Below are 24880 nucleotides of genomic sequence, written 5' to 3'. Positions count from 1 at the left end.
CTGCTATGTCGATTTCCGATCCAGTCGGGGATATGATCACGCGCATCCGTAATGCGCAGATGCGTCGCAAATCTAAAGTAAGCACACCTGCTTCTAAGTTGCGCGCTCGCATCCTGGACGTTCTGATTTCTGAAGGTTACATCCGCGGTTACACCGCTGTTGACTTCGGTGCAGGCAAGTCCGAACTTGAAATTGAACTGAAGTACTTTGATGGCGAACCAGTGATCCGCACCATTGAGCGCGTATCTAAGCCTGGTCGTCGCGTGTACTCTTCAGTCAAGAACATCCCACACGTTGCAAACGGCTTGGGTGTATCTATTCTGTCAACTCCTCAGGGCGTTATGGCAGATCACGATGCACGTGAGAAAAATGTGGGTGGTGAAGTACTCTGCCGCGTCTTCTGACGCGGCATTGCACGATTTAACAAAATAACAGACAGGTTGATCTTATGTCTCGAATTGGCAAGAAGCCAGTCCCTGTGCCTAGCGGGGTAACGGCAACGATCAACGGCCAGGATGTTATCGTAAAAGGCCCGAAGGGGGAACTCTCCTTCGTGGTCAACGATCTCGTTTCGGTCGAAATGACGGATGATGGTATCCGTCTTGATCCGCGCAACCAGTCCAAGACTGCGCGTTCTATGTGGGGTATGTCCCGCACCATGGTCGCTAACCTCATCACAGGTGTGACCTCCGGCTTCGAAAAGCAGCTGGCGATTACCGGTGTTGGTTACCGTGCACAGGTTCAAGGCAAAACTCTTAATCTTGCTCTTGGTTTCTCTCACGATGTCAAGTTTGACATTCCTGAGGGTGTAGAAATCAAATGCCCGAAGCCGACAGAAATTGTCATCAACGGCATTAACAAGCAGCAGATTGGGCAGGTAGCCGCGAACATTCGTGAATATCGCCCACCTGAGCCATACAAAGGCAAGGGTATTCGTTATGCGGACGAGTTCATCGTTCGTAAAGAAGGCAAGAAGAAGTAACGGTACGGACCATGGCGAATGGAAATTCTTTCGAACGTCGTCGCGCCCGTGTGCGCCGTTCGATCCAAAAGGTAGCGAATGGTCGTCCTCGACTGTCCGTTTTCCGCTCATCCAAGCAGATTTACGCTCAGATCATCGACGATTCCAAGGGTGTGACCCTTGCTTCTGCGTCTACCATTGAGAAAGACGTAAAAGTAGAATACGGCGGCAACAAAGATGCTGCTGCTGTAGTTGGTAAGCTGATTGCTGAACGCGCTATTGCTGCTGGCATTAAAGAAGTCGTGTTTGATCGTGGTGGTTACATCTATCATGGCCGTGTAAAGGCCCTGGCAGATGCAGCACGTGAAGGCGGTCTGAACTTCTGATCGGCGCCTGTAGGTGCTCCTAGAGAACGGGAAACATTATTATGGCGAGACAGGATAATCGGGATCGTGAAGAGCGCGACAGCGAATTTGTCGATAAGCTTGTTCACATCAACCGCGTCGCTAAAGTAGTTAAGGGTGGCCGTCGCTTCGGCTTCGCTGCTCTTGTAGTAGTAGGTGACCAGAAGGGCCGTGTAGGCTTTGGTCACGGTAAGGCTCGCGAAGTGCCTGAAGCCATCCGCAAAGCAACTGAAGCTGCTAAGCGTACTATGGTTCGTGTACCACTTCGTGAAGGTCGTACTCTTCACCACGATGTTGAAGGCCGTCACGGCGCAGGTAAAGTTGTACTTCGTGCAGCTCCTGCTGGTACCGGTATCATTGCTGGTGGTCCAATGCGTGCGGTGTTCGAAACACTTGGTGTTCAGGACGTTGTTGCGAAGTCCCTCGGTACTTCCAACCCGTACAACATGGTTCGTGCAACCTTCGATGCGCTGAAAAAAGAAGACAGCCCGCGTTCTGTTGCAGCACGTCGTGGTCTCAAGGTATCTTCCTTGCAGGCTCGTCGTCGTGACAACGATGATGCGGCACCAGTAAAGGCTGAGGCGTAAGCCTTAGCTTTGCTGACTGAAGAACAAGGGTTAGTGTCATGGCTAATACTGAAAAGACTGTAACAGTCGAACAGATCGGTAGCCCGCTTCGCCGTCCTGCTGATCAGCGCGCAACGCTGGTTGGTCTGGGCCTGAACAAGATGCATCGTCGTCGTACTCTGAAGGACACTCCAGAAGTACGTGGCATGATCCGCAAGGTTCAGCATCTGGTTCGCGTTGTAGACGAAGCATAAGCGGACCGGGAGAACTATCATGAAGCTCAACGAACTCCGGGATAACCCGGGTGCAAGTCAGGATCGTACCCGCGTAGGTCGCGGTATCGGTTCTGGTAAGGGCAAGACCGGTGGCCGTGGTGTCAAAGGTCAGAAGTCCCGTTCGGGTGTTGCTATCAAGGGCTTTGAAGGCGGCCAGATGCCATTGCATCGTCGTCTTCCTAAGCGCGGCTTCACCAACATCTTTGCTAAGGACCTGAACATTGTGTCCTTGGGTCGTGTTCAGACAGCTATCGATGCAGGCAAGCTTGACGCTTCCGCACCGGTTACTGTTGAAGCACTTGTAGCAGCTGGCGTTGTTCGCCGCGTTCTGGATGGCGTTCGTCTGCTGTCCGACGGTGAACTGAAAACCGCTGTAACATTCGAAATTGCTGGCGCTTCCAAAACTGCTGTTGCAGCAGTTGAAAAAGCAGGCGGCAAGGTCGTAATCAAGGAAGGCAAGGCTTAACAGCCTTGTCTTTTTTTCGGGGTGTATCCAAACTGACCGGAGCGCGGAATGGCTTCTGCAGCCGAGCAACTTGCTTCAAACCTTAACTTTTCTGCCTTTGCTAAAGCCGAGGAACTGAAGAAGCGAATCTGGTTCACGCTAGGCGCGCTTTTGGTTTATCGATTCGGAACCTATATCCCTCTGCCTGGAATTAATCCTGACGCGCTCGCACAGGCCTTCGGAAACGTACAGACTGGCATTGTTGGCCTGTTTAATATGTTCTCCGGTGGTGCTGTCGAGCGTATGGCTATTTTTGCCCTCGGCATCATGCCTTACATTTCTGCGTCGATTATCATCCAGCTGATGACTTCCGTTGTTCCTACACTGGAACAGCTGAAGAAAGAGGGTGAGCAGGGCCGGAAAAAAATCAACCAGTACACACGTTTTGGTACAGTGATTCTGGCGACCTTCCAGGCTTACGGAATTTCCGTTGGTCTTGAAGCCGGCACGAACATTGTTATCGATCCGGGCTGGTTCTTCCGTATTGCAACAGTTCTTACCCTTGTTGGTGGTACTATGTTCCTGATGTGGCTGGGTGAGCAAATCACTTCACGCGGCATTGGTAACGGCATTTCTTTGATCATTTTCGCCGGTATTGTTGCCGGGCTTCCTTCTGCGATTGCTTCCACTTTGGAACTTGGTCGTCAGGGCGCTCTTGCAACTCCGATCATTCTGGCAGTTGTTATTCTGTCAGTCGTGGTTATCGGCGTTATCGTATTCATGGAACGTGCACAGCGTCGTTTGCTGATTCAGTATCCACGTCGTCAGCAGGGCAATAAGATGTTTGAGGGGAACACTTCGTTCCTGCCACTCAAACTCAATACGGCAGGTGTTATTCCACCGATTTTTGCAAGCTCCTTGTTGCTGGTACCAGCGACTGTTTCCAGTTTCCAGACCGGTGATTCCACTGGTTCTATGGCGTGGTTGACGACTGTCACTGCGTTGCTGGGTCACGGTCAACCAGCCTACATGGTTCTTTATGCAGCACTAATCATCTTTTTCTGCTTCTTCTACACTGCGATTGTTTTCAATCCGTCGGAGACTGCAGACAACCTCAAGAAGCATGGTGGCTTCATTCCAGGGATCCGTCCAGGCGAACGTACTGCGCAGTACATTGACCATGTGCTAACTCGCATTACGGTTGTCGGTGCAATATACATTACTCTCATTTGTTTGTTGCCAGAGTTCCTGATCTCAGCAACGGGTGTGCCGTTCTACTTCGGTGGTACGTCTCTGCTCATTGTTGTTAGCGTCACCATGGATACCGTTTCTCAGATCCAGGGACACCTTCTTGCTCATCAGTACGAGGGCTTGGTGAAGAAGACGAAGTTGAGGGGGAAACGTAGATGAGATTGATTCTTCTTGGCCCTCCTGGTGCTGGTAAAGGCACTCAGGCAGGTCGACTTGTTGCGGCGCATGGTATTGTTCAGCTTTCCACTGGCGACATGCTTCGTGCAGCTGTAGCGGCTGAAACCGAAGTCGGCTTGAAGGTCAAAGATGTTCTGACACGTGGTGAACTGGTATCTGATGACCTGATTTGCTCCATCATTTCTGATCGTATTGATCAGGCTGATTGCGCAAAAGGTTTTATCCTTGACGGTTTCCCACGCACCATTGCTCAGGCTGACGCTCTTGGCGAACTGCTTGAGAAGAAGAACCAGAGACTTGATGCTGTTGTTCAGCTGAAAGTTGACGAAGGTATCCTTCTTGAACGTATTGAAACCCGTGCTCGTGAGAGTGCTGAGGTGCGTTCCGATGACAATGCAGAGTCTTTGAAGAAGCGTCTTGCAGTGTACAACGAGCAAACAGCTCCTCTCATTCAGTACTACGGTGAGCGGAACATGCTGATGACCGTTGATGGCATGAAGTCCGTTGACGAAGTCGCTGCAGAGATCGATACGATTTTGAGCACGGTTTAATCCGTGCTTTTTGAAGGCAGGCGCTTGCGCTTGCCTTTATAATAAAGTATAGCCGGCGCACATCGACACCATAATCGATTGGCGCCGGTTTTCCTTGGGAAACCGAGGCTGATCTTTTTGCTGTGTGATGGTGCGCCTTCAACCTGCCAGGTTGTTGGTGTGTTATCGGCAAAAAATGGGAGAGGGGACAACCGTTCCCTCGTAATTGGAGAAAATAAACGTGGCACGTATTGCTGGCGTCAACCTTCCGACGAATAAGCGCGTAGTTATCGCGCTGCAGTACATTCATGGCATTGGCGCGAAGTTTGCGCAGGAAATCACCGACAAAGTTGGTATTGCTGCAGAACGTCGTGTTAACGAACTTTCTGACGCAGAAGTTCTGAAAATCCGTGAAGCAATCGACGCTGAGTACACCGTAGAAGGTGATCTTCGTCGTGAAACTGCAATGAACATTAAGCGTCTCATGGACCTTGGTTGCTACCGTGGCCTTCGCCACCGTCGTGGTCTTCCTGTTCGTGGTCAGCGCACTCATACCAACGCTCGTACCCGTAAGGGTCCTGCAAAAGCGATCGCTGGTAAGAAGAAGTAATTAGCCGGTTATCCGGTGGAGCCGCCGCACTACGGCGGTGAAGATATCGAAGTTAGGAAATAGAATGGCTAAAGATTCGACGCGTGTGCGTCGTCGCGAACGGAAGAACATTTCTTCTGGTGTCGCGCATGTGAACTCTACGTTCAACAACACCATGATCACCATCACCGATGCTCAGGGCAACGCGATCTCTTGGTCGTCTGCCGGCGCGCTCGGCTTTAAGGGTTCTCGTAAGTCTACCCCTTATGCTGCACAGGTCGCTGCCGAAGACGCTGGTCGTAAGGCTGCTGAACACGGCATGCGTACTCTCGAAGTAGAAGTACGTGGTCCAGGTTCTGGACGTGAATCCGCTCTGCGTGCGCTTCAGGCTGCAGGTTTCGTTATTACATCTATCCGTGATGTAACTCCGATCCCGCACAACGGTTGCCGTCCACGCAAGCGTCGCCGCGTCTAACAGTTCGTTAGGCAAGTTTTCCACCCAGGCAAGGAATTGTTGGCCATTAGGCCTACGGGATAGCCAGAGGGTATTTAAACGTGACAATTCAGAAAAACTGGCAAGAGCTTATCAAGCCAACCAAACTCGACATTCGTGCTGGCGATGATGCACGCTTCAAAGCTTCTGTGATTGCAGAACCGCTTGAGCGTGGCTACGGCCTGACTCTTGGTAACGCACTGCGCCGCGTTCTGCTTAGCTCCCTTCAGGGTGCTGCAGTGACCGCAGTTCAGATCGATGGCGTTCTCCATGAGTTCTCATCTATTCCTGGCGTTCGTGAAGATGTGACCGACATCATCCTGAACATCAAGGAGGTAGCGCTTCGCATGGAAGGCGAGGGACCAAAACGTATGGTTCTGCGTAAGCAGGGTCCAGGTGCGGTCTACGCTGGTGACATTGAAACTGTAGGTGACATTGAGGTTCTTAACCCAGGTCTGCTGCTGTGTAACCTTGATGAAGGTGCGGAGGTTCGCATCGAATTCACTGTTAACACCGGCAAGGGTTATGTTCCTGCTGCCGCTAACCGCCCAGAAGACGCTCCAATCGGCCTGATTCCGGTTGACAGCCTGTATTCTCCGGTTAAGAAGGTTTCTTACAAGGTTGAGAACACCCGTGAAGGTCAGGTTCTTGACTATGATAAGCTGACTTTGACTGTAGAAACTGACGGATCTGTGATCCCTGAAGATGCAGTAGCTTTCGCTGCTCGTATCCTGCAGGATCAGCTGTCTATCTTCGTTAACTTCGAAGAGCCACAGCGTGAAGTTCAGGAAGACACAGTTGCAGAACTTGCGTTCAACCCAGCACTGCTGAAGAAGGTTGATGAGCTCGAGTTGTCTGTACGTTCGGCAAACTGCCTGAAGAACGACAATATCGTATATATTGGCGATCTCATTCAGAAGACAGAAGCAGAAATGCTTCGCACACCGAACTTCGGTCGTAAGTCTCTCAACGAGATCAAAGAAGTTCTGGCGCAGATGGGTCTGCATCTCGGTATGGAAGTGGCAAACTGGCCACCAGAAAATATCGATGAGCTCGCTAAGCGCTACGAAGACCACCAATATTAAAGGAACAGGAGCCGAGTGCTTTGCATGAGGTTCCGGCGGTCTGAAGCAGATCGCAATTGACTTAACAAAGGAGAGGGCCATGCGCCACGGTAAATCCGGCCGCAAGCTCAATCGGACGTCAAGCCACCGTAAAGCGATGTTCGCTAACATGGCAGCTTCGCTCATCCAGCATGAGCAGATTGTAACGACGCTTCCGAAAGCAAAAGAGATGCGTCCAATCATCGAAAAGCTCATCACTCTGGGCAAGCGCGGCGACCTGCATGCACGTCGTCAAGCAATTTCCCAGATCCGCGACACTGCAATGGTATCCAAGCTGTTTGATACCCTCGCAGAGCGTTATGCGGACCGTCAGGGTGGTTACGCTCGCGTACTGAAAGCTGGTTTCCGTCATGGTGACAACGCACCAATGGCTGTTATCGAGCTGGTTGACCGCGACGTAGAAGCTAAAGGCGCTGCAGACCGTGCACGCGTTGAAGCAGAAGAAGCTGCGGAAGCAACTGAAGCTGCTGCATAAGCTTTTCGCATAAGCGATTTTAAAAAGGGTGCCTCCGGGCACCCTTTTTTATTGCCTGAACGAATTTCACCTTGAGGACGCCTGAAATCGAGAATCCTGAAGGGATCACAGGGTCGCGTTAGGGCAGTTTTATCAGGTGGAACGGGATCTGCGTGTGGTGCACACTGTGCGCTAGGCATTGCAACTTAGGCTGGTGGAGAAAGAGACTAGCCGCGTGAAGAAATTCGGCTAAATGGCTTTGGTATTTTAAGATTTCTTCGATTTGAAAAGCATTTAAATATTTGTTTTAAGCAGAGATTAACACTATGGCCTGACTATGCTCCCAACGTATTACTCGGGGGCTAATATGCGTTCTAAATCTGATGAGAGCGGCTCTGTATCCTCACCAAGAGTCAAAAATTATTTTAATCGTATTGCTGTTCGTCTTCCATTCATCATGGTTGGACTTGCAATTATTGCGAGTGCCGTCGTGGCATTCCTTGGGTATACGCGTGCGGAAAGCGCGCTGACTGAAGCAAGCAAGAAACAGCTGGTTCTTGTGGCTCAGGCTCGTCGGGATACGCTCGACGAAAAGCTTGAGCGTGTTGATAGTGATATCAAACGTCTGGTTAAGAGTAACGCCATGCGCGTTGCGATGACCGACTTGCTGGCATCCATGGACTCTCTGAGTGCTGACAAGGAAGACATCCTTGGCTACTTCCAGAAGAGTGGGTCTTCAGCAGCTGAGCGTTTGCAGTTGACCGGCAACGGTAACAAGACGCTTTACTCATGGCGTCATGCGGTGGTTCACCCAGACTTCGTTGCCAGCGTCACTGGTGGCGGGTATGCGGATATTCTGATCATGGACGCAAATGGTCTGGTGATCTACTCCGCAACCAAGTCCTCAGAGTTTCTTGAGAGTGTGAAAGAAGGAAAGCTTTCTGGATCTCTGTTGAGCCAGGAGTTCAACAAAGCAGCGAAAGCCTCTGAAGGCGATGTGATCTATTCCGAGATTGCTCAGTATGAGCCGGATGGAAATGCTGCTTCCCTTCTGATTTCTGCGCCAGTGTTTGTTGAAGATTTCAGTCAGGTGGTCTTCAAAGGCGTGATCACTGTACGTCTCGACTCCTCGTTCTTCGATAGCGTTCTGCAAAATCGTGAGAACATGGGTGAGACTGGTCAGACCTATCTGGCACGCATCGATGGCACCATCCTTTCCAACCAGGCACTTTCTGATGTTCCAACTGCGTTGGTGAAGAAGGATGATCCTGAGGTTGTTGAGAAGGTTGTTGCAGATCTGCGTGCGAACCCAGAAACCAATGTGGGCTTTGCGGAAGTTCAGGAGCAGTTCGTTCTGGCACTGCCACTTGGCTTCGAGAAACTGCCAACCGTTATTGTCGCAAAGACAAGCGTGAGCGAAGCATTGGCTGTGGTTCATGCACTTGCCAAAGAGATCATCATCAGCGGTCTGATCGTTCTGGCTATTGTTGCTGCGATCGGCATCTTCATGGCGCGTAGCCTGTCTACTCCGCTGAACCGTCTTTCCTTCAACCTGAAGCAGATCGCTAACGGTAATCTGGATGTTGAAATCATCTCTGCTCAGCGCAAGGATGAGATCGGTGACATTGGCCGTGCAGTGAAATCCTTCCAGGCTGGTCTGGTTCGTGCAAAAGAGCTGGATGAGAAGCAGGAGAGGGAACAGCAGGAACAGGAAGAACGTGTGAAGCGTGTTGATGCTCTCAATGAGAGCTTCGATGTGGGCGTTCGTGATATCCTGACCACTGTGACTGATGCAGGTGGCAATCTGGAAAGCACTGCGAAGAGCATGGCAAGCATCTCTGAGCAGACCAACACTGAAGCGCAGACTGTGTCTTCTGCTTCTGAGCAGTCTCTGATGAACCTTCAGGCTGTTGCTGGCGCTGCTGAAGAGCTTTCTGCAACGGTTGGTGAGATTGACCGTGAGGTTCGTCGTTCCGCTGACGTGTCCAAGCAGGCAGCTGAGAAGGCTGCTGCGGCTGAGGTCTCCGTCAACGGTCTGATGGAAGCTGCTCAGCGTATTGGTGAAGTTGTCTCCCTCATCAATGACATTGCGGACCAGACCAACCTGCTGGCACTGAATGCTACCATTGAGGCGGCACGTGCTGGTGAAGCTGGTAAGGGCTTTGCGGTTGTTGCATCTGAAGTTAAAGGACTTGCGAACCAGACTGGTCAGGCAACTGGCGAGATCAGTGTTCAGATCCAGTCCGTTCAGGCTGAAACCGAGAAGGCTGTTGAAGCCATCAAGGAAATCAGCACTGTTATTGCGGATGTGAATGAAGCGGCCACCGCGATTGCTGGTGCTGTTCAGGAGCAGGCTGTGACTGCAACTGATATCTCCAGCAACATTCAGCAGGTGACTTCCGGTAGTTCTGAAGTGGCTCAGGCCATCACCCGTGTGAGCATGATCGCAAGTGATGCTGGTCATGAAGCGGAGAATGTTCTTGGTGCTGCAAACCAGCTGACCCATCAGTCTGAAGAGCTGAAGGTGATGGTTGAAGAATACCTAGAGAACATCAGAGCAGCGTAACACCTGCCAGTTCTGATTAAGATTAGTGAAGCGCCGGGGAGACCCGGCGTTTTGCGTTTGTGGAGGCATGGGTGATTGGTGCCAAGCAAAATGCCATAAGCTGTAAATCCACATGGAGTTTTCGGGGATACGAGCTGGCTGCCTAAAACCGACAGATTGGCCTTTTCATTTCCATATTGCAGACTTATCTGTAACCTGCTGCTCCCGAATTTTTTGAAAGAAAATCATTTTGACGTGGGGGCTCTTGCCGAAGGGATTTAAGAATGGGTCAAATCAGGAAGTCTGCTGCTCACTTGGTTCTTTGTGCGGTTCTTGGTGCATCTGGCGTGGTTGCGTCACAAGGTGCAGGCGCGCTGGCCAATGAGAAGACTGTTCCCACATCACAAGCTGAGATTTCGCTTTCCTTCGCCCCAGTTGTGAAGAAGGTGGCGCCGGCGGTGGTTAACGTTTATGCCAGCCGCACTGTTCAGGAGCGTCGCAGAGTTTCTCCGTTCTTTGATGACCCGTTCTTCCGTCGTTTCTTTGGTGAACAGTCAGATCGCTTTGCCCCACGCTCCCGTAGCCGTGTTCAGAGCTCTCTGGGCTCTGGTGTAATCGTTTCTGAGGATGGAACGATCATTACCAACCATCACGTGATTGCGGGTGCGGATGAGGTTCGCGTCGCGCTTTCTGATCGCCGCGAGTTTGATGCGGACATCATTCTCATGGATGAGCGCACTGACCTTGCTGTGCTCAAGGTGCGAGATCCTGATGGAGCCTTCCCGGTTGTACCATTCGCTGATTCTGATGGGCTTGAGGTTGGTGATCTTGTGCTTGCCATCGGTAACCCGTTTGGGGTTGGCCAGACTGTGACGCAGGGCATTGTATCTGCTGTGGCGCGAAATCAGGTGGGTGTCTCTGACTATCAGTTCTTCATCCAGACCGACGCTGCTATCAATCCGGGTAACTCCGGTGGTGCACTGGTTGATCTGAAAGGGCGTTTGGTTGGTGTGAACACAGCGATCTTCTCTCGTTCTGGCGGTTCCAATGGTATCGGCTTTGCAATTCCGGCGAACATGGTGGAGGTGGTTGCCTCTGCTGCGGATGATGGCGGTATCGTACGGCGCCCATGGGTTGGTACAAGCGTGCAGCCTGTCAGCTCCGATATTGCGGCGAGCTTAGGTCTGGAGCGTCCGAGCGGTGTGCTTGTGACGCGAATTCAGGATGGCAGCCCGGCTGACCGTGCTGGGATTCGCGTCGGTGATCTGATCCTCTCTGTTGGTGGCACAGAGGTTGATGATCCGGATGCCTATGGCTATCGCCTTGCCACCAAGAAGGTTGGTGGTACCACCAAATTTGAGGTGATGCGCGGTGGGGAGCCGTTCATGGTTGAAATCAGCCTGGAACGTGCGCCGGAAACTGTGGCAAGAGACACACGGGAGATCAAAGGGAACTCGCCATTTACGGGTGTTCGGGTTATGAATCTTTCTCCGGCAGTGGCTGAAGAGCTGCGTATGTACAACGAGTTCTCTGGTGTGGTGATTGCTGATATTCAGGCGCGTAGTAATGCTGCCTATGTCGGCTTCAAACCCGGTGATATCGTGGTTGAGATCAATGGTGCAGAAGTGACAAGCACCAAAGGCCTTTCCAAGCTGACAGCCAAGCGTCAGCGTACGTGGAACATCACCTTCAAGCGTGATGGTCAGCTGCGGCAGGTAAGTTTGCGATAATGCAGTCCTGAAGCGTTCATAGCTTCATGGCTTGCGCAGAGGAATATTGAGAGACCATGAGTGATCTGTTTTCCGCCAATGGGATGGATCAACTGGAAGACAGGCCGCTTGCTGACCGCATGCGGCCTCGTGTTCTGGAGGATGTTGTCGGGCAAGGCCATCTGCTGGGTGAAGATGGTATTTTAAGCCGTATGCTGCGTTCCGGCTCTCTTGGGTCTCTCATTTTCTGGGGTCCTCCGGGGACTGGCAAGACCACCGTGGCCCGATTGCTTGCTGATGCAACGGATCTGGAGTTTGAACAGATCTCGGCAATCTTTTCCGGTGTTGCGGATCTGAAGAAATGCTTTGAACGCGCCAAAGGGCGACGGATCTCAGGTAAGCGGACATTGCTGTTTGTAGACGAGATTCATCGCTTCAACCGTGCTCAGTTGGATAGCTTTTTGCCGGTGATGGAAGATGGCACCATCACGCTGGTTGGGGCGACTACCGAGAACCCAAGCTTTGAGCTGAACGCAGCGTTGCTGTCACGCTCTCATGTGCTCACCTTTCAATCCCTCAATGAAGATGCTTTGATTGACCTGCTCAAGCGGGCTGAAGAGGAGATGGGCCGCGAGTTGCCTCTGGATGAGGAAGCGCGTCTTTCACTTGTCCGGATGGCCGATGGGGATGGTCGTTCAGCGCTGACATTGGCCGAAGATGTCTGGCGGACGGCTGGTGAGGATGAGGTGTTTGATACTGAACGCCTTGCTGAGGTGGTTCAACGGCGGGCACCGATCTACGACAAGACCAAGGATGGTCACTACAATCTCATCTCAGCGCTGCACAAATCCATTCGCGGGTCAGATCCGGATGCGGCGCTTTATTGGATGTGCCGCATGCTGGAGGGCGGGGAAGATCCGCTTTACATCATCCGCCGCCTGACGGTGATGGCCTCTGAAGACATTGGCATGGCTGATCCGAATGCGTTGGTGCAGGTGAATGCGGCACGTCATGCCTATCAGCTGGTTGGCTCTCCAGAAGGCGAGTATGCGCTTGCGCAGGCTGCGGTTTATCTGGCGGCAGCTCCCAAATCCAATGCGTCTTATCTGGCCTATAAAGCTGCGCGTATGGATGCGCGGGAGCATGGATCTTTGGTACCGCCAAAGCATATTCTCAATGCGCCGACGACCATGATGAAGAAGATGGGTTATGGTGCGAGCTACCGGTATGACCATGATGAGCCGGATGCGTTCTCTGGTCAGGACTATTTCCCTGAGAAAATGGGCCGGCAGAAATACTATGAGCCGAATGCTCGTGGGTTTGAGCGTGATATTCAGAAGCGCTTGAGCTATTGGGATCGATTGAGAAAAGAACGCGGCAACCAGTAAGGCTGGCCACTTGTTTTAGCGAGGGCCAAAAGCACTTTGCAGGCAAACACATAAACTACACGTAACTTTGTTTGGGTTTCCCGTTTGCAATCGGGCATCCTTCTTCGCACACTGACATGAAAGAGAATCTGGTGTGTGGAATGAGGCAGCTTGAACTGAGACTTGGACTGGTGCTGTATGGCGGGGTTTCGCTTGCCATTTACATGCACGGCGTTACTCGTGAGCTGCTCAACCTGCAACGCGCCTCTCATGCTTTGCATCAGTTCCGCCGCGACCGTGAGCGCGGTGTTGAGAGCGACGTTGAGCTGGAAGGCTCCGCGAAATCCTACTTCGATCTTCTGGAGAGTTTTGGCCCGCAGCTGGATCTGCGGGTTGTGATTGATGCCATCTCGGGCGCTTCTGCTGGCGGTGTCAATGCCATCATGTTGGCGCGGGCGCTGGCGCATGATCTTCCACTCAAGCACCATAGCGATTTGTGGCTGTCGCTCGCCGATGTGGACAAGCTGGCCAATGAAACCTCCGGGGTAAGCAAGCATGCCAAACGTGTTTTGGCGCCTATTCTGGATAAGCTGCTGGTGTTTCTCGGCACCGATGTTCCGCACAACAAAGAGACACGTACCAAGCTGCGGGACTTCATCAGCTCCCGTTGGTTTACGCCTCCGTTTTCAGGCGAGCGTTACTCCGGTTGGCTGGTGGATGCTTGCCGTGCCATGGATGAGTATGACCGTGGTGAGACGTTGATCCCTTATGGTCAGCGGTTGGAGCTGTTTGTCACACTGACGGACTTTCATGGTGTGCTGCGCCGGATTGCGCTGCATGATCCTGAGTACATTGAGGAGCTGGATCACCGCCGGATAGTGAACTTCAATGCCATCCATCGGGTTTCCAGTGGTTTGCACAGCCAGATGAGCGCGGAGTTCATTCCTGATCTGGTGTTTGCTGCACGGGCCACCTCCAGCTTTCCCGGTGCTTTCCCGCCGATGAGTGCTGCGGAGATGGATGGGGTGCTGGAACGTCAGGGGCTGGAATGGAGTGGGCGCGAAGCATTCATGACGAATGTGCTTCATGCCAACTGTGATGCGGAAGGGGAGCGGATCTTTATCGATGGCTCCCTGGTGATGAACAAGCCGTTTGAGCCGCTTATTGAATCCATCGCGCAGCGACCGGCTGCCCGTGAGGTGGTGCGCCGATTGCTTTATCTGGATCCGCTGCCGTTCTCTCATCGTGATGTGCCAACCGATCCAGAACCTCCGGGGTTCTTCAAAAGCATCTTTGCTTCACTTGCTCATATTCCACGCAATGAGCCGATTGGCGATGAATTGCAGGAGATTGAGCAGATCAACATGAAGGTGCGGCGCATTCAGGAAGTGGCTGATGCAGCTCTGCCTATGGTGCGCCGGGAAGTGCAGAGGCTGCTTGAAAAGCATGGCAGCTTGCCTGAGACAGAAGGTGATTTTTCTGTTGTGCGGCAAGGGGCTGAGCTGAGTGCGATGGAGCAGTCTGGTTTTGCCAATGCTGGATACTTGCAGCTGCGACTGGGGCATCTTGCACACCGGGTTGTTTCTTTGATCTCCAACCTTTCTGGAGTGCAGCAAGAAGGCTGTATTGAGAAAGGGGCGGAGGTCGTTCAGTGGTCCTGGGAGAGCGTGGAAGAGGTTGTTGTAAAAGCGCTGACCTTTTCCAAGGAGGAAGACGGGGAGGCGCAGCGGGATCAGGCCAAGAGCCTCAATGAGCTGAAGAGCCTCGATGTCGACTATCGCATCCGCCAGCTTCGCTTCCTGATCGAGCAGATCAACAAGTTCTACCATCACGAAGAGATTGCTGGATCTGTTGAGTTCGCCCGTCATCTGGATGTGTTTAAACGCGAGCTGTATGGGCAGATTGCCAACTTACGGAACCGGTGGTCAGAGGAGTTCTACGGCACCGAGACCATTCATCTGGCCACACTGCTCAAAGAGCCGTCTCCGCAGTTGGAGACTGTGCGCAAGGTGCTTGGTGTGCTCAGCCTGCGTATGGGGCTCTCTGATCTGGATAAGCTGACAGATTCCATTGTGTTTGAAGGTGTTGGTAAGCTGGGGGATCTGAAAGCTGCACAAGGCATTTTGGAAGGGTATATCGGTTTTCCGTTCTTCGACACCAGTATGTTTCCGGTTCAGCAAGCGCTTGATGCATTTGAGCTGCGGAAGATTGAAGTGGGGCGGATCAGCCCTAAGGATGCGCAGCTGTTGAGCCCGGGCGGTGTTGATCTGAAAGGGGCGCAGCTGCAGATGTTTGGTGCGTTCTTCAATCGAGGGTGGCGCGAGCATGATTATCTGTGGGGTCGACTGAACGCAGCTGAGCGTCTGGTGCGGTTGCTGCGTGATGTTTACCAGCAGTGCCACGGTTCAGCCCGTCCCATTGCGCCGGGGGATGATATGAACCTGCGGGCGATCTTCCTTGATATCCTTGAGGAGGAAGAGGGACATCTGGAGGATCATGCGGAGCTGGTGCAGGCATGCCGTGATAAGGTTGATGAGGTCTTCTCTAAGGGATGTTAGCTACACAGCACTTTGTACAAGACACACTCACCAAAATCCGATAGGGAAGAGGCATGAAAAATCTCATCCTGATTGCACTTGGCGGCGGGGCAGGAGCGGTTTGTCGGCATCTGGTTTCAATGGCCGGCCTACGTCTTCTCGGGCCTTCTTTTCCTTGGGGCACTGTCACCGTAAACATTCTTGGTTCTTTGCTGATGGGGATCTTTGTTGAGGTTCTCGCACAGCGTCTGAATGCTTCTTCTGAACTGCGTTATCTGATTGCTACGGGTTTCCTTGGTGGCTTCACCACTTTCTCAACGTTCTCGCTGGATGTGGCGGTGTTGTGGGAGCGGGGCGAGCCGATCGCGACTGTTGCGTATGTGCTGGTTTCGGTGATCTTGTCTGTCTCAGCCTTGTTTGCTGGTCTTTACATCACGCGGCAGGTTCTCGCCTGATTTTGCAAGTTGGCAGCAAAAACTCATAGAAACTTGATGGTTTTTCGTTTTTGACGCGCTGAATCAGCGTGAAAGGCTTGCATGTTTGGGCGGCACCTGCCAAATGAGCGCCAACAGATTTAATAGGAACGGCTGGCGCACCCTTCGTGCTGCCGCCGCGATAAAGGTCAGGACCTTCACTCATGAGTGGCTCCCAGAAAAAAGCAGCGCCTCAGAACAAGGGTGGCAGCCCCGTCAAGATTGAGATGCGCCGCGTTGATGAAGACGACGCAGGCATCCGTCTGGACCGTTGGTTCAAAGAAAATTTCCCTGAACTTGGCTTTGGCCGTCTGCAGAAATTGCTGCGGACAAAACAGGTTCGTGTTGATGGCAAACGTGCTGAAGCTTCCACCCGTTTGGAAGCTGGGCAGGAAATCCGCATTCCACCTCTCGGTGTTGAGCTTGCTGCGGATGACCGCAAGAACGCAAAGCCACGTGCCCGTAAGCTGGTTGACAGTGACCGTGAAGCCATTGAGCAGATGATGCTCTTTGAAGATTCTCACGTCATGGTGCTGAACAAGCCTGCTGGCCTTGCCGTGCAGGGTGGTTCCGGCCTTAAGCGTCACGTGGATGGCATGCTGGACGCCTTCACCAACCAGAAAGGTGATAAGCCGCGTCTTGTGCACCGTCTGGACCGTGAGACCTCCGGTATTCTGCTGGTTGCGAAGACACGCCGTGCGGCGCAGGAGCTGACGAAAGCGTTCCGTCACCGCAACACACGCAAGATCTACTGGGCGATGGTGGCTGGTGTGCCGAAGCCTCGTCAGGGCCGCATCTCGACTTATTTGGCACGTGATGAGGGTGAAGAGCGTATGCGCGTTGCCCGTCATGGTGATGATGAAGCGCAGCACGCAGTCAGCCTGTACAACGTGGTTGAGCAGTCCGGTCAGAAGCTTTCATGGGTGACCCTGAAGCCGGTGACAGGTCGTACGCACCAGCTGCGTGCGCATTCTGCTCATATTGGTCATCCGATCATTGGTGATCCAAAATACTTCAACATTCAGAACTGGGAGCTGCCGGGCGGCATTCAGAACAAGCTGCACTTGCTGGCACGCCGGATTGTTATTCCGCATCCATCAGGCAATGGTGTGATTGATGTTTCTGCGCCTCTGCCTCCGCATATGCAGCAGACCTGGAACTTGCTTGGTATGGATGTGAAGGACTATGATCCTGAAGTGAATGAACCAGAATAAGCAATAGCAAAATAACGGGCTGATCTTCATGTATCTCATTGTGTTCGACTGCGACGGCACGCTCGCGGATAGCCAGGACAATATCATGATTGGTTTTACCGCAGCATATCGCTCCGTCGATCTGCCGTTGCCAACGCGTGATGAGATTCTTGAAACAGTTGGTCTGACGCTGCATGTCGCCTTTGAAAAACTGTTGGGCCGGAAAGATCCTGAGCTGATCGACAGAATGGTCAAAGGATACCAGCAGGTTGTTTGGGAAATGCGCTCCAAGGGCCGGGATTATGATCCGCTCTATGAAGGTGCAATTGAGGCTTTGAGGGAACTGGCTGACCGGGAAGACGTGCTTCTTGGTATCGCGACTGGCAAGCATTCCCGCGGAATGAAGCATCTGATCAGCTTGCATGAGCTGGAAGGTGTCTTCACCACAATGCAGACCGCGGATGTTGCGCCGTCCAAGCCGAACCCGGGCATGATTTTTCAGGCGATGAGCGAAACCGGCGTCGATCTTGAAAACACGATTATGATTGGTGATACGACCTTCGATATGCAGATGGCCCGCAATGCAGGCGTTAAATCTGTTGGGGTTACATGGGGTTATCACAGTGCCGACGATGTGAAGAGCGCTGGTGCCACCTATGTCATCGATCACTTTAAGGAACTCATTCCAGTGCTGAGCGAGCACTTCAAGTGGAATAAGGAAGTCGCATAATGCGTGACATTTTTGAGCAGATTGCAGATGACATTGCAAAAGGGCCTGTTGATGCTGTTCAGGCTGCGCGTGAGCACACGAAACGAAACCTGCCAAAGCGGTTTTATGAGCGTGTCAGCGTTGAACTGAAAGACGACGTCTATGCTGTTCTGCTGGATGGTCGCTCCATCAAAACACCTGGCCGTAATGCTCTGGTGTTCAAAGATGAAGTGATTGCGGAAGGTGTGGCTGCTGAATGGGAGCTGCAGGAAGAAGAGATTGATCCGGGCACAATGCCGCTGACCCGCATTGCCCATTCCGCGATTGATGCCGTTGAAGAGAAATTCGCCGACGTTGCAGATGAGATCACCCGTTATGCCGGGAACGACCATCTCTGCTACCGTGCTGACTCTCCTGCTGAACTCGTTGGTCGTCAGACTGCCCAGTGGGATCCTGTTCTGGGCTGGGCGGAGAAGCTGCTTGATGGTCGCTTCAAGCTGGTTGAAGGGATCATGCATGTTGCACAGGATGAGGCTGTGACTGCAGCTTATCGTGCTGAGCTGGACAAGTATGATGCGTTGCAGCTGGCTGCTATCCACACAGTGACATCCATTTGTGGCTCTGCCCTTCTGGCATTGGCACTGGCTGAGAAAGCGTTTGATGCAGACGCTGTCTGGTCAGCTGCCCACGTTGATGAAGATTGGAACATCGAGCAATGGGGACAGGACGAAGAAGCTGCTCGTATTCGCCGATTCAAGAACGATGAGTTCAATGCTGCTGCTCTTATTCTGGTGGGAGCGCCAGAAGAAAGCTAAGCAGTTTCTGACTGAGATCTGAAGTTTAAAAGCGCAGTCGATGGCTGCGCTTTTTTTGTTGGCTGGCTCCTGCATATCGTAGAAAGAAATCAATAGTTTGTAGTATGTGGGCAATGGGATTTTATTTGCCGTGATACTGTCGAATCTGTTCAACTGTGTGCTGCAGCCATCCGGCATAAGAATAATGTTTAAAACGACACATCGCCAAACACGGTCATAATCACAAAAATTGAGGAATTCCGCCGATGAAACATAATGAGAAAGTTATTGAGCGGCTTAACGAGGCTCTGAAGCTGGAGCTTGGTGCCGTCAATCAGTACTGGCTGCATTATCGCCTGCTGGATGACTGGGGCTTTGGAAAACTGGCGCAAAAGGAGCGTGAGGAATCCGTTGAAGAGATGGAACATGCGGACAAGCTGATTGAACGCATCCTCTTCCTTGGTGGCCACCCAAATATGCAGACTGTTGGCGCTCTGAAGATCGGTACAAACCTGAAAGAGGTTCTGGAAGCTGATCTGGCTGGTGAACATGAGGCGCGTGAATCTTACAAGAAGAGCCGCGAGATCTGTGATGCCGAAGGTGACTATGTTTCCATGAAGCTTTTTGATGATCTGCTGGCAGATGAGGAAGGGCATATCGACTTCCTTGAAACACAGCTTGAACTTCTGGAGAAGATTGGCGAGCAGCACTACGGTGCGCTGAATGCCAACTCGGCTGATGCGAGCGAATAATCGCGCTAACTGATTGTTTTGATTTGAAAGAGCTGCCCATTGGGTGGCTCTTTTTTGTTGGGTTAAAGTTGTTTGCTTCCAGCTAGAGTGCGCAAAAAAAACTTATCCTCCTTGCCGAAAACCTCCTTAAGCTTGTTCTTGTGCCCACGCATTCGGGCAGGAGTGGACCGTCCATTCCGTGGCGTGGGCGGGGTTGGGCTACCGGCATGAGGTAACGTATCGTGTCGGGAGGTCCGGTGAAGCGCCATACCCTATTGAGACCACAGTGGTAGTAGGGAGCTTGGGGTCGTTCCGGAGGGCGTCCGGTGGTGGCAGGAAACTGCCGATGGTACAAAAGCGTATCAATGATGCGCAGATGTGCCAGTCGCGTCTGTTCGAGAGGGAGCCCGCGTGTTCATGAGAAAAGGCCCGGGCGAGGCGAACAGCCAATGCCGAAGAAACATTTCTAACAAGTAGCGCAGGCAGAGCCTGTTCGCCTTGCTCCACCCGTTTTAGCGGGAACTCTAATTCTCCAACACCGCCTGTTACCAGCGCGGTGCTATAGGTGCTTTAGAGTGTCTTGCCGAAAAGCGCCTCCAGTTTCCAATTGGAATACGCGTAAAGCCAAAGTTTAAAGCTTGGCGCGTGAATTTAAATGAATGCGGCATGCTTTAGGCTTCATTAGGAACGATCGGGGATTTGGGTTGGCGGTGTGCTGGGCTGAACTATGTTTATGGGGTCAATACTCGTTTGGGGGACGGTTCTGAACGAGTTGCATTTTCATCTGCATTCCCAAAGGAGCAGTGCGCGCACTGAGATCTCATGAAAGCAAAAGACGGTGTCATTGAACGTTTGAACAAAGCCCTTTCCATGGAGCTCGGGGCTGTCAATCAATACTGGGTGCATTTCCGGCTTCTTGAAGATTGGGGCTACACAAAGCTTGGCAAAAAAGAGCGAGCCGAGTCGATTGAAGAAATGCAGCATGCTGACCGTTTGGTTGAGCGCATTGTGTTTCTGGAAGGTCATCCGAACCTGCAGACCATCGCTCCGCTGCGTATCGGCACATCTGTGAAAGAAGTGCTGGAGGCTGATCTGGCCGGAGAGCGTGAGGCGATTGAGTATTACAGCGAATCCCGTGTGTTCTGTGAGCAGCAAGGGGACTTCGTGACCATGGCACTTTTTGACAGTTTGCTGGCTGATGAAGAAGGACACTGCGATTTTCTTGAGACTCAGTTGGAGCTTCTTGAGCAAATAGGCGAAGAAAAATATGGATTGCTCAATGCGGGCAGTGCGGATGAGGCCGAGTGAGATTTGCTGATTTATCGGCAAAGAATGCTTGGTTTCCCAAGGGTTATGGCGTGTTGGGTTGAGGTGGTTTGCGGTTGCATCGTAAGAAGCTTCTCAATCCAACGGCTTACTAGTTTTTTTGCTTAGGGGCGTGTTAGGAGATAACTCAGTTAGATTGGGAGCTGAGATATCTTATGAAGGAAGTTCTAGCTGAATTAGAAAAAAGACGTGATGAAGCGCGGCTTGGTGGGGGACAGCGCCGAATTGATGCGCAGCATAAACGCGGAAAACTCACCGCACGAGAGCGCATTGAAATTCTGCTAGATGAAGGTTCCTTCGAAGAATTCGATATGTTCAAGCAGCACCGCTGTACCGAGTTTGGTATGGAGGAGACGCACTTCCCAGGTGATGGTGTTGTTGCTGGTTGGGGTACGGTCAATGGCCGTACGGTTTACCTTTTCTCAAAAGATTTCACCGTGTTTGGTGGATCGCTTTCTGAGACCCACGCAGAGAAAATCATGAAGATCCAGGATATGGCGCTGCAGAACCGCGCGCCGATCATTGGTATTTTCGATGCAGGTGGTGCTCGTATTCAGGAAGGTGTTGCGGCACTTGGTGGATATGGCGAAGTGTTCTGGCGCAATATTCAGGCGTCTGGTGTCATTCCGCAGATCTCCGTGATCATGGGCCCATGTGCTGGTGGTGATGTGTATTCCCCTGCGATGACCGATTTCATCTTCATGGTGCGCGATACATCCTACATGTTCGTGACCGGTCCGGATGTTGTGAAGACCGTGACCAATGAGACAGTGACGGCTGAGGAGCTGGGCGGTGCGAGCATTCACACCACTAAATCCTCTATTGCGGATGGTGCGTTTGATAATGACGTGGAAGCGCTGCTGCAGATCCGCCGTCTGGTGGATTACCTGCCGATGAACAATCAGGCGCCGCTGCCTGAGCTGTCTGTTTACGATGATCCGTCCCGTCTGGATGAGAGCCTCAATACGCTTGTTCCGGATAATCCGAATAAGCCTTACGATATGCGTGAGCTTATTCTGAAGACCGTGGATGAGCAGGATTTCTTCGAGATTCAGGAGAGCTTTGCCGGAAATATCATTACGGGCTTTGGCCGCGTTGAAGGGCGTACCGTTGGTATCGTTGCCAACCAGCCGATGGTGCTTGCTGGCGTTCTGGACAGTGATGCAAGCCGTAAAGCGGCGCGTTTTGTGCGCTTCTGTGATTGCTTCAACATTCCGCTGGTTACATTTGTGGATGTTCCGGGCTTCTTGCCGGGTACAGCGCAAGAATATGGCGGGTTGATCAAGCACGGCGCGAAACTGCTGTTTGCTTATGGTGAGGCAACTGTTCCGAAGATCACTGTGATCACGCGTAAGGCTTACGGTGGTGCTTATGATGTGATGAGCTCCAAGCATATCCGTGGTGATGTGAACTACGCTTGGCCCTCTGCTGAGATTGCAGTGATGGGCGCGAAAGGTGCGGTTGAGATCCTGTATCGCAATGAGCTGGGTGATCCTGAAAAGATTGCTGAGCGGACGAAGGATTATGAAGATCGGTTCGCGAACCCGTTTGTAGCGGCAGAGCGTGGTTACATTGATGAGGTGATCATGCCTCAGTCCACGCGGATGCGGATATCTCGTGCGCTGGCAATGCTGCGGACCAAGAACCAGCAGATGCCATGGCGTAAGCACGACAATATTCCGCTCTAAGAGAGAAATTTGATTTTCTGAAAAAGAAAACCCCGGCCTTCGTGAGAAGGTCGGGGTTTTGTTGATAGGGGAGAGGGGGACTAACTTGAGGCGAGTTAGATCTTAGTTTTCGTCGTTCTCAACCACACAGGTGTAACCGATGAGGGAATGGTTGGAATCTTTGGTTACAACGTAGGCGCGCTGTGTTTCTTCGTGTGGGCCACAGAAGGAGCCATTTGCAACGTAGCGATCGTAAAGACCTGGACCAGTTGCCAGAACGACTGCGCCTTTATCCTGAACCAGAGCTTTCACCTGGGAGCCTGTGAGGTCAGTTGTGCTTGTGAGGGGAACATTCATTGCCTGAGCAACGGAAGCAGCAGAAACGAGGCCGAGTACGGAAAGGGTTAGTGCGATCTTTTTCATTGTATTAGCTTTCGGTTTTTAACTCTTATGGGAACTTGGGGAGGGAAAGGCCGGAGGCACAGCCTTTCCCTGGGGCTTTGTGATGGGCGTGCTTCTAACTTGGGGCGAGTTAGAAAATCAGCTGTTTTTGTTGTCGACCACGCAGGTGTAACCAATGAGGGAATGGTTGGAGTCTTTGGTTACGACGTAAGCGCGCTCTGTTTCTTCGTGGGTTGCGCAATAGGAGGCGTTTGCAACGTAGCGATCATAGAGACCAGGGCCAGTTGACAGCACGATTGCGCCTTTGTCCTGAACGAGTGCTTTTGCTTCAGAAGCAGTCAAGTCACCAGTGTTGACCAGAGCTGCCTGAGCGATGGAAGCAGCGGAAACGAGGCCGAGTACGGAAAGGGTCAGAGCGATCTTTTTCATTGGGATTACTTTCTATTTTTACAATATGCGTTGTTTTTTTGAGAGGGAAAGACTGGGGAGGAACAGTCTTTCCCAAGGGGGCTGATGGGGGAGCTCTCTAACTTGAGGCGGGTTAGAGGCTTAGTTGTCTCTGTTTTCAACTACGCAGGTGTAGCCGATGAGGGAGCTGTTGGAGTCTTTGGTTACGACGTAAGCGCGCTGTGTTTCTTCGTGGGAGGCACAGTAAGAAGCGTTTGCGACGTAGCGGTCGTAGAGGCCTGGACCAGTTGCGAGCACGATAGCGCCTTTGTCCTGTACGAGTGCTTTTGCTTCAGAAGCGGTCAGGTCACCAGTGTTAACCAGAGCTGCCTGAGCGATGGAAGCAGCAGAAACGAGGCCGAGTACGGAAAGGGTCAGAGCGATCTTTTTCATTTGTTTTACTTTCGAATTTATACAGTTTTGGTCATTGTTCAGAGGGAGAGACTGGGAGGAGCAGTCTTTCCGATGGGATTTTGCCGATCTTCATTATTATTTCGGCGCGTCTTTTGAATTTAGACTGATGGAAGGCAGTTTCTTGCCCTCTTACATCTTTCTGTCTTTAGTTATTGTTCTCTTTATCAAGCTAATTTTTGAGTTTTTACTCTAAATCGTTTGCTTGGTGTGTGTTGTTGTTCGTTGATGATTGTATGTTTACTGGAATTTTTTGAGTAAGATGTGTTCTGAAACACAAAATTATATTTTCGCAACTTTGAATTTTGGTTGGTAACGAATTCGTGTCTTCGTGTTCTTGGGGATTACTTGCGTGTCTGTGATCAAACTCACACTTTTGCTTGTGAGTGGTGCGAAAAAGTTGCCGCAACCACATGTTGGTGGCATGCGGGATGTGTCTGGCAAGTTTGAGGATGTGGATTATGGATTCGACAGCATTAGAAGAGGGACGGGAAAGCTGCCTCTTTTTCCATGTGTGGATGTTTTGTCGTTCTTAATCGAAGATGTCGGAGCCGAAGGGACCTTCACCGCTGTTGTAGCCGGGTTCACATGAATAGCCGATGAAGCAGCGTTTCTGATCCTTCGTGGGAACCCATCGGCTCATTAAGCGCTCATAGGGTTGGCAGAATTGTAAGCCTGCTACAAACCGGTCGTAAGTTCGGGCACTTGTGCTCAAAACGATGCCGCCGGCACGCTGAACAACTGAGCGCGCTTCCAGGCAGGACATTTGGCGAGTGTCGGGGCGGGCAAATGCAGAGGTAGAAACTATGAGGGCCAGAGTGCTCGTTAATACGAGTAGGGTCGATGTTCTCATAGCTTCCTCCTTCTTTACTGGTTCTGCCGTGTGCGTGGTGAGCAGCGATAACCGATCTGGCAGGCGTTGCTGTCTTTGGTCGGAGCCCACTCCCGGCGCAGGACTTCATTATGAAGGCAGTATCTGATGTCACTGACAAAACGCTCGTAGGTGCGTGGTCCTGTGGTCAGGACGACGCCACCGCGGCTGTTGACCAGCTGTTTGGCTTGTTCACATGTCAGGTTGCGTGCATCCGGTCTGGCCTGTGCGTTGGCTGAGCCTACCCACATCAGGGTTATGAGGCTACCGGCAATAATAGTGGCGGAGGCATTTCGCATGGGATCTTTTGCCTTACAAAGCAGATAAAGTGAGGCTGACAATCAAGCCGCGTTCCATCCGTTTTGCAGGCAAATGCCCAAAACTGCGAGTATCAAGGTGAGCCGTGGTTAGCCGGCTCTAAAGAAGAAA

27 protein-coding genes are annotated in these 24880 nt (G+C 52.0%); 23 read left to right on the top strand and 4 right to left on the bottom strand.

Going from position 1 to position 24880, the window contains the following annotated elements; all coding sequences use genetic code 11:
* Positions 1-5: 5 nt before the first annotated feature.
* The 23 genes from rpsH (at position 6) to PSE_RS18750 (ending at position 22341) form a co-directional block, all read left to right on the top strand.
* Positions 6-404, top strand: coding sequence for a 30S ribosomal protein S8 (rpsH, locus tag PSE_RS18865; protein WP_008548012.1), 399 nt, complete (start codon positions 6-8; stop codon positions 402-404).
* A 44-nt stretch (positions 405-448) separates the two neighbouring features.
* Positions 449-982, top strand: coding sequence for a 50S ribosomal protein L6 (rplF, locus tag PSE_RS18860; RefSeq protein ID WP_008547719.1), 534 nt, complete (start codon positions 449-451; stop codon positions 980-982).
* Between the two features lie 11 nt (positions 983-993).
* Positions 994-1347 carry a 50S ribosomal protein L18 gene (gene rplR / locus PSE_RS18855; RefSeq protein ID WP_008547748.1) on the top strand — a complete coding sequence of 118 codons (354 nt, stop codon included), beginning with the start codon at positions 994-996 and terminating at the stop codon, positions 1345-1347.
* A 41-nt stretch (positions 1348-1388) separates the two neighbouring features.
* Entirely contained in the window at positions 1389-1952 is a 564-nt protein-coding gene (rpsE, locus tag PSE_RS18850; RefSeq protein WP_008548041.1) for a 30S ribosomal protein S5, read from the top strand.
* A 38-nt stretch (positions 1953-1990) separates the two neighbouring features.
* Positions 1991-2185: a 50S ribosomal protein L30 gene (gene rpmD / locus PSE_RS18845; protein WP_008548093.1), complete on the top strand. Its 195-nt coding sequence runs from the start codon at positions 1991-1993 to the stop codon at positions 2183-2185.
* A 19-nt stretch (positions 2186-2204) separates the two neighbouring features.
* Positions 2205-2672 carry a 50S ribosomal protein L15 gene (gene rplO, locus PSE_RS18840; protein ID WP_008547624.1) on the top strand — a complete coding sequence of 156 codons (468 nt, stop codon included), beginning with the start codon at positions 2205-2207 and terminating at the stop codon, positions 2670-2672.
* Positions 2673-2720: 48 nt separating this feature from the next.
* The gene (gene secY, locus PSE_RS18835) at positions 2721-4061 is read left to right on the top strand and encodes a preprotein translocase subunit SecY (protein ID WP_008547409.1); all 1341 of its coding nucleotides are present in this window, start codon (positions 2721-2723) and stop codon (positions 4059-4061) included.
* Entirely contained in the window at positions 4058-4630 is a 573-nt protein-coding gene (locus PSE_RS18830; RefSeq protein ID WP_008547880.1) for an adenylate kinase, read from the top strand. The genes secY and PSE_RS18830 overlap by 4 nt, the downstream gene beginning before the upstream one ends.
* Positions 4631-4850: 220 nt before the next feature.
* Complete coding sequence (gene rpsM, locus PSE_RS18825; RefSeq protein ID WP_008547985.1) at positions 4851-5219, top strand: 30S ribosomal protein S13; 369 nt, start codon at positions 4851-4853, stop codon at positions 5217-5219.
* 64 nt (positions 5220-5283) lie between these two features.
* Positions 5284-5673, top strand: a complete 390-nt coding sequence (gene rpsK, locus PSE_RS18820) for a 30S ribosomal protein S11 (RefSeq protein WP_037036234.1) — start codon at positions 5284-5286, stop codon at positions 5671-5673.
* An 80-nt stretch (positions 5674-5753) separates the two neighbouring features.
* Positions 5754-6776 carry a DNA-directed RNA polymerase subunit alpha gene (locus tag PSE_RS18815; RefSeq protein ID WP_008547854.1) on the top strand — a complete coding sequence of 341 codons (1023 nt, stop codon included), beginning with the start codon at positions 5754-5756 and terminating at the stop codon, positions 6774-6776.
* A gap of 79 nt (positions 6777-6855) precedes the next feature.
* Positions 6856-7290: a 50S ribosomal protein L17 gene (rplQ, locus tag PSE_RS18810; protein ID WP_037036236.1), complete on the top strand. Its 435-nt coding sequence runs from the start codon at positions 6856-6858 to the stop codon at positions 7288-7290.
* Positions 7291-7636: 346 nt separating this feature from the next.
* Positions 7637-9835 carry a methyl-accepting chemotaxis protein gene (locus PSE_RS18805; protein ID WP_014286293.1) on the top strand — a complete coding sequence of 733 codons (2199 nt, stop codon included), beginning with the start codon at positions 7637-7639 and terminating at the stop codon, positions 9833-9835.
* Between the two features lie 263 nt (positions 9836-10098).
* A complete protein-coding gene (locus PSE_RS18800) occupies positions 10099-11544 on the top strand; it encodes a Do family serine endopeptidase (RefSeq protein ID WP_014286292.1) in 1446 nt (481 codons plus the stop codon).
* Between the two features lie 56 nt (positions 11545-11600).
* On the top strand, positions 11601-12911 hold the full coding sequence (locus PSE_RS18795) for a replication-associated recombination protein A (protein ID WP_014286291.1): 1311 nt from the start codon (positions 11601-11603) through the stop codon (positions 12909-12911).
* A gap of 140 nt (positions 12912-13051) precedes the next feature.
* Entirely contained in the window at positions 13052-15448 is a 2397-nt protein-coding gene (locus PSE_RS18790) for a patatin-like protein (RefSeq protein ID WP_041768676.1), read from the top strand.
* A 53-nt stretch (positions 15449-15501) separates the two neighbouring features.
* The gene (gene crcB, locus PSE_RS18785; protein WP_008547979.1) at positions 15502-15882 is read left to right on the top strand and encodes a fluoride efflux transporter CrcB; all 381 of its coding nucleotides are present in this window, start codon (positions 15502-15504) and stop codon (positions 15880-15882) included.
* A gap of 182 nt (positions 15883-16064) precedes the next feature.
* Complete coding sequence (locus tag PSE_RS18775) at positions 16065-17114, top strand: RluA family pseudouridine synthase (RefSeq protein ID WP_014286288.1); 1050 nt, start codon at positions 16065-16067, stop codon at positions 17112-17114.
* A gap of 28 nt (positions 17115-17142) precedes the next feature.
* Positions 17143-17823: an HAD-IA family hydrolase gene (locus tag PSE_RS18770; protein ID WP_014286287.1), complete on the top strand. Its 681-nt coding sequence runs from the start codon at positions 17143-17145 to the stop codon at positions 17821-17823.
* The gene (locus PSE_RS18765; protein ID WP_014286286.1) at positions 17823-18617 is read left to right on the top strand and encodes an ATP12 family chaperone protein; all 795 of its coding nucleotides are present in this window, start codon (positions 17823-17825) and stop codon (positions 18615-18617) included. Before PSE_RS18770 ends, PSE_RS18765 begins: the two co-directional genes overlap by 1 nt.
* Positions 18618-18862: 245 nt before the next feature.
* Complete coding sequence (gene bfr / locus PSE_RS18760) at positions 18863-19348, top strand: bacterioferritin (protein WP_008548065.1); 486 nt, start codon at positions 18863-18865, stop codon at positions 19346-19348.
* A gap of 801 nt (positions 19349-20149) precedes the next feature.
* Entirely contained in the window at positions 20150-20635 is a 486-nt protein-coding gene (gene bfr, locus PSE_RS18755; protein ID WP_008547984.1) for a bacterioferritin, read from the top strand.
* A gap of 173 nt (positions 20636-20808) precedes the next feature.
* Positions 20809-22341: an acyl-CoA carboxylase subunit beta gene (locus PSE_RS18750; RefSeq protein ID WP_014286285.1), complete on the top strand. Its 1533-nt coding sequence runs from the start codon at positions 20809-20811 to the stop codon at positions 22339-22341.
* Between the two features lie 102 nt (positions 22342-22443).
* Here the strand turns inward: PSE_RS18750 and PSE_RS18745 are convergent, their stop codons facing one another.
* From PSE_RS18745 to PSE_RS18725, 4 genes are all read right to left on the bottom strand, one after another.
* A complete protein-coding gene (locus PSE_RS18745; RefSeq protein ID WP_014286284.1) occupies positions 22444-22743 on the bottom strand; it encodes a hypothetical protein in 300 nt (99 codons plus the stop codon).
* Between the two features lie 117 nt (positions 22744-22860).
* Entirely contained in the window at positions 22861-23151 is a 291-nt protein-coding gene (locus PSE_RS18740) for a hypothetical protein (RefSeq protein WP_008547387.1), read from the bottom strand.
* Between the two features lie 120 nt (positions 23152-23271).
* On the bottom strand, positions 23272-23562 hold the full coding sequence (locus PSE_RS18735) for a hypothetical protein (protein WP_008548021.1): 291 nt from the start codon (positions 23560-23562) through the stop codon (positions 23272-23274).
* An 885-nt stretch (positions 23563-24447) separates the two neighbouring features.
* A complete protein-coding gene (locus tag PSE_RS18725; protein WP_008547936.1) occupies positions 24448-24750 on the bottom strand; it encodes a hypothetical protein in 303 nt (100 codons plus the stop codon).
* Positions 24751-24880: the final 130 nt, after the last annotated feature.

The sequence above is a fragment of the Pseudovibrio sp. FO-BEG1 genome, assembly GCF_000236645.1.
GTDB lineage: Bacteria > Pseudomonadota > Alphaproteobacteria > Rhizobiales > Stappiaceae > Pseudovibrio.
Note: the sequence above shows the minus strand (reverse complement) of the source record. Positions and strands in the feature narration are given on the sequence as shown.

Bases quoted from the DNA above. Each gene is read 5' to 3' on its own strand.
- rplO (WP_008547624.1), top strand. From the start codon at position 2,205: ATGAAGCTCAACGAACTCCGGGATAACCCGGGTGCAAGTCAGGATCGT.
- PSE_RS18805 (WP_014286293.1), top strand. From the start codon at position 7,637: ATGCGTTCTAAATCTGATGAGAGCGGCTCTGTATCCTCACCAAGAGTC.
- PSE_RS18800 (WP_014286292.1), top strand. From the start codon at position 10,099: ATGGGTCAAATCAGGAAGTCTGCTGCTCACTTGGTTCTTTGTGCGGTT.
- secY (WP_008547409.1), top strand. From the start codon at position 2,721: ATGGCTTCTGCAGCCGAGCAACTTGCTTCAAACCTTAACTTTTCTGCC.
- rplQ (WP_037036236.1), top strand. From the start codon at position 6,856: ATGCGCCACGGTAAATCCGGCCGCAAGCTCAATCGGACGTCAAGCCAC.
- rpsH (WP_008548012.1), top strand. From the start codon at position 6: ATGTCGATTTCCGATCCAGTCGGGGATATGATCACGCGCATCCGTAAT.
- rpsK (WP_037036234.1), top strand. From the start codon at position 5,284: ATGGCTAAAGATTCGACGCGTGTGCGTCGTCGCGAACGGAAGAACATT.
- rplF (WP_008547719.1), top strand. From the start codon at position 449: ATGTCTCGAATTGGCAAGAAGCCAGTCCCTGTGCCTAGCGGGGTAACG.
- rpsE (WP_008548041.1), top strand. From the start codon at position 1,389: ATGGCGAGACAGGATAATCGGGATCGTGAAGAGCGCGACAGCGAATTT.
- bfr (WP_008547984.1), top strand. From the start codon at position 20,150: ATGAAAGCAAAAGACGGTGTCATTGAACGTTTGAACAAAGCCCTTTCC.
- PSE_RS18765 (WP_014286286.1), top strand. From the start codon at position 17,823: ATGCGTGACATTTTTGAGCAGATTGCAGATGACATTGCAAAAGGGCCT.
- PSE_RS18740 (WP_008547387.1), bottom strand. From the start codon at position 23,151: ATGAAAAAGATCGCTCTGACCCTTTCCGTACTCGGCCTCGTTTCCGCT.
- PSE_RS18750 (WP_014286285.1), top strand. From the start codon at position 20,809: ATGAAGGAAGTTCTAGCTGAATTAGAAAAAAGACGTGATGAAGCGCGG.
- PSE_RS18735 (WP_008548021.1), bottom strand. From the start codon at position 23,562: ATGAAAAAGATCGCTCTGACCCTTTCCGTACTCGGCCTCGTTTCTGCT.
- bfr (WP_008548065.1), top strand. From the start codon at position 18,863: ATGAAACATAATGAGAAAGTTATTGAGCGGCTTAACGAGGCTCTGAAG.
- PSE_RS18770 (WP_014286287.1), top strand. From the start codon at position 17,143: ATGTATCTCATTGTGTTCGACTGCGACGGCACGCTCGCGGATAGCCAG.
- PSE_RS18795 (WP_014286291.1), top strand. From the start codon at position 11,601: ATGAGTGATCTGTTTTCCGCCAATGGGATGGATCAACTGGAAGACAGG.
- PSE_RS18725 (WP_008547936.1), bottom strand. From the start codon at position 24,750: ATGCGAAATGCCTCCGCCACTATTATTGCCGGTAGCCTCATAACCCTG.
- PSE_RS18775 (WP_014286288.1), top strand. From the start codon at position 16,065: ATGAGTGGCTCCCAGAAAAAAGCAGCGCCTCAGAACAAGGGTGGCAGC.
- PSE_RS18745 (WP_014286284.1), bottom strand. From the start codon at position 22,743: ATGAAAAAGATCGCACTAACCCTTTCCGTACTCGGCCTCGTTTCTGCT.
- PSE_RS18790 (WP_041768676.1), top strand. From the start codon at position 13,052: ATGAGGCAGCTTGAACTGAGACTTGGACTGGTGCTGTATGGCGGGGTT.
- rplR (WP_008547748.1), top strand. From the start codon at position 994: ATGGCGAATGGAAATTCTTTCGAACGTCGTCGCGCCCGTGTGCGCCGT.
- crcB (WP_008547979.1), top strand. From the start codon at position 15,502: ATGAAAAATCTCATCCTGATTGCACTTGGCGGCGGGGCAGGAGCGGTT.
- PSE_RS18830 (WP_008547880.1), top strand. From the start codon at position 4,058: ATGAGATTGATTCTTCTTGGCCCTCCTGGTGCTGGTAAAGGCACTCAG.
- rpmD (WP_008548093.1), top strand. From the start codon at position 1,991: ATGGCTAATACTGAAAAGACTGTAACAGTCGAACAGATCGGTAGCCCG.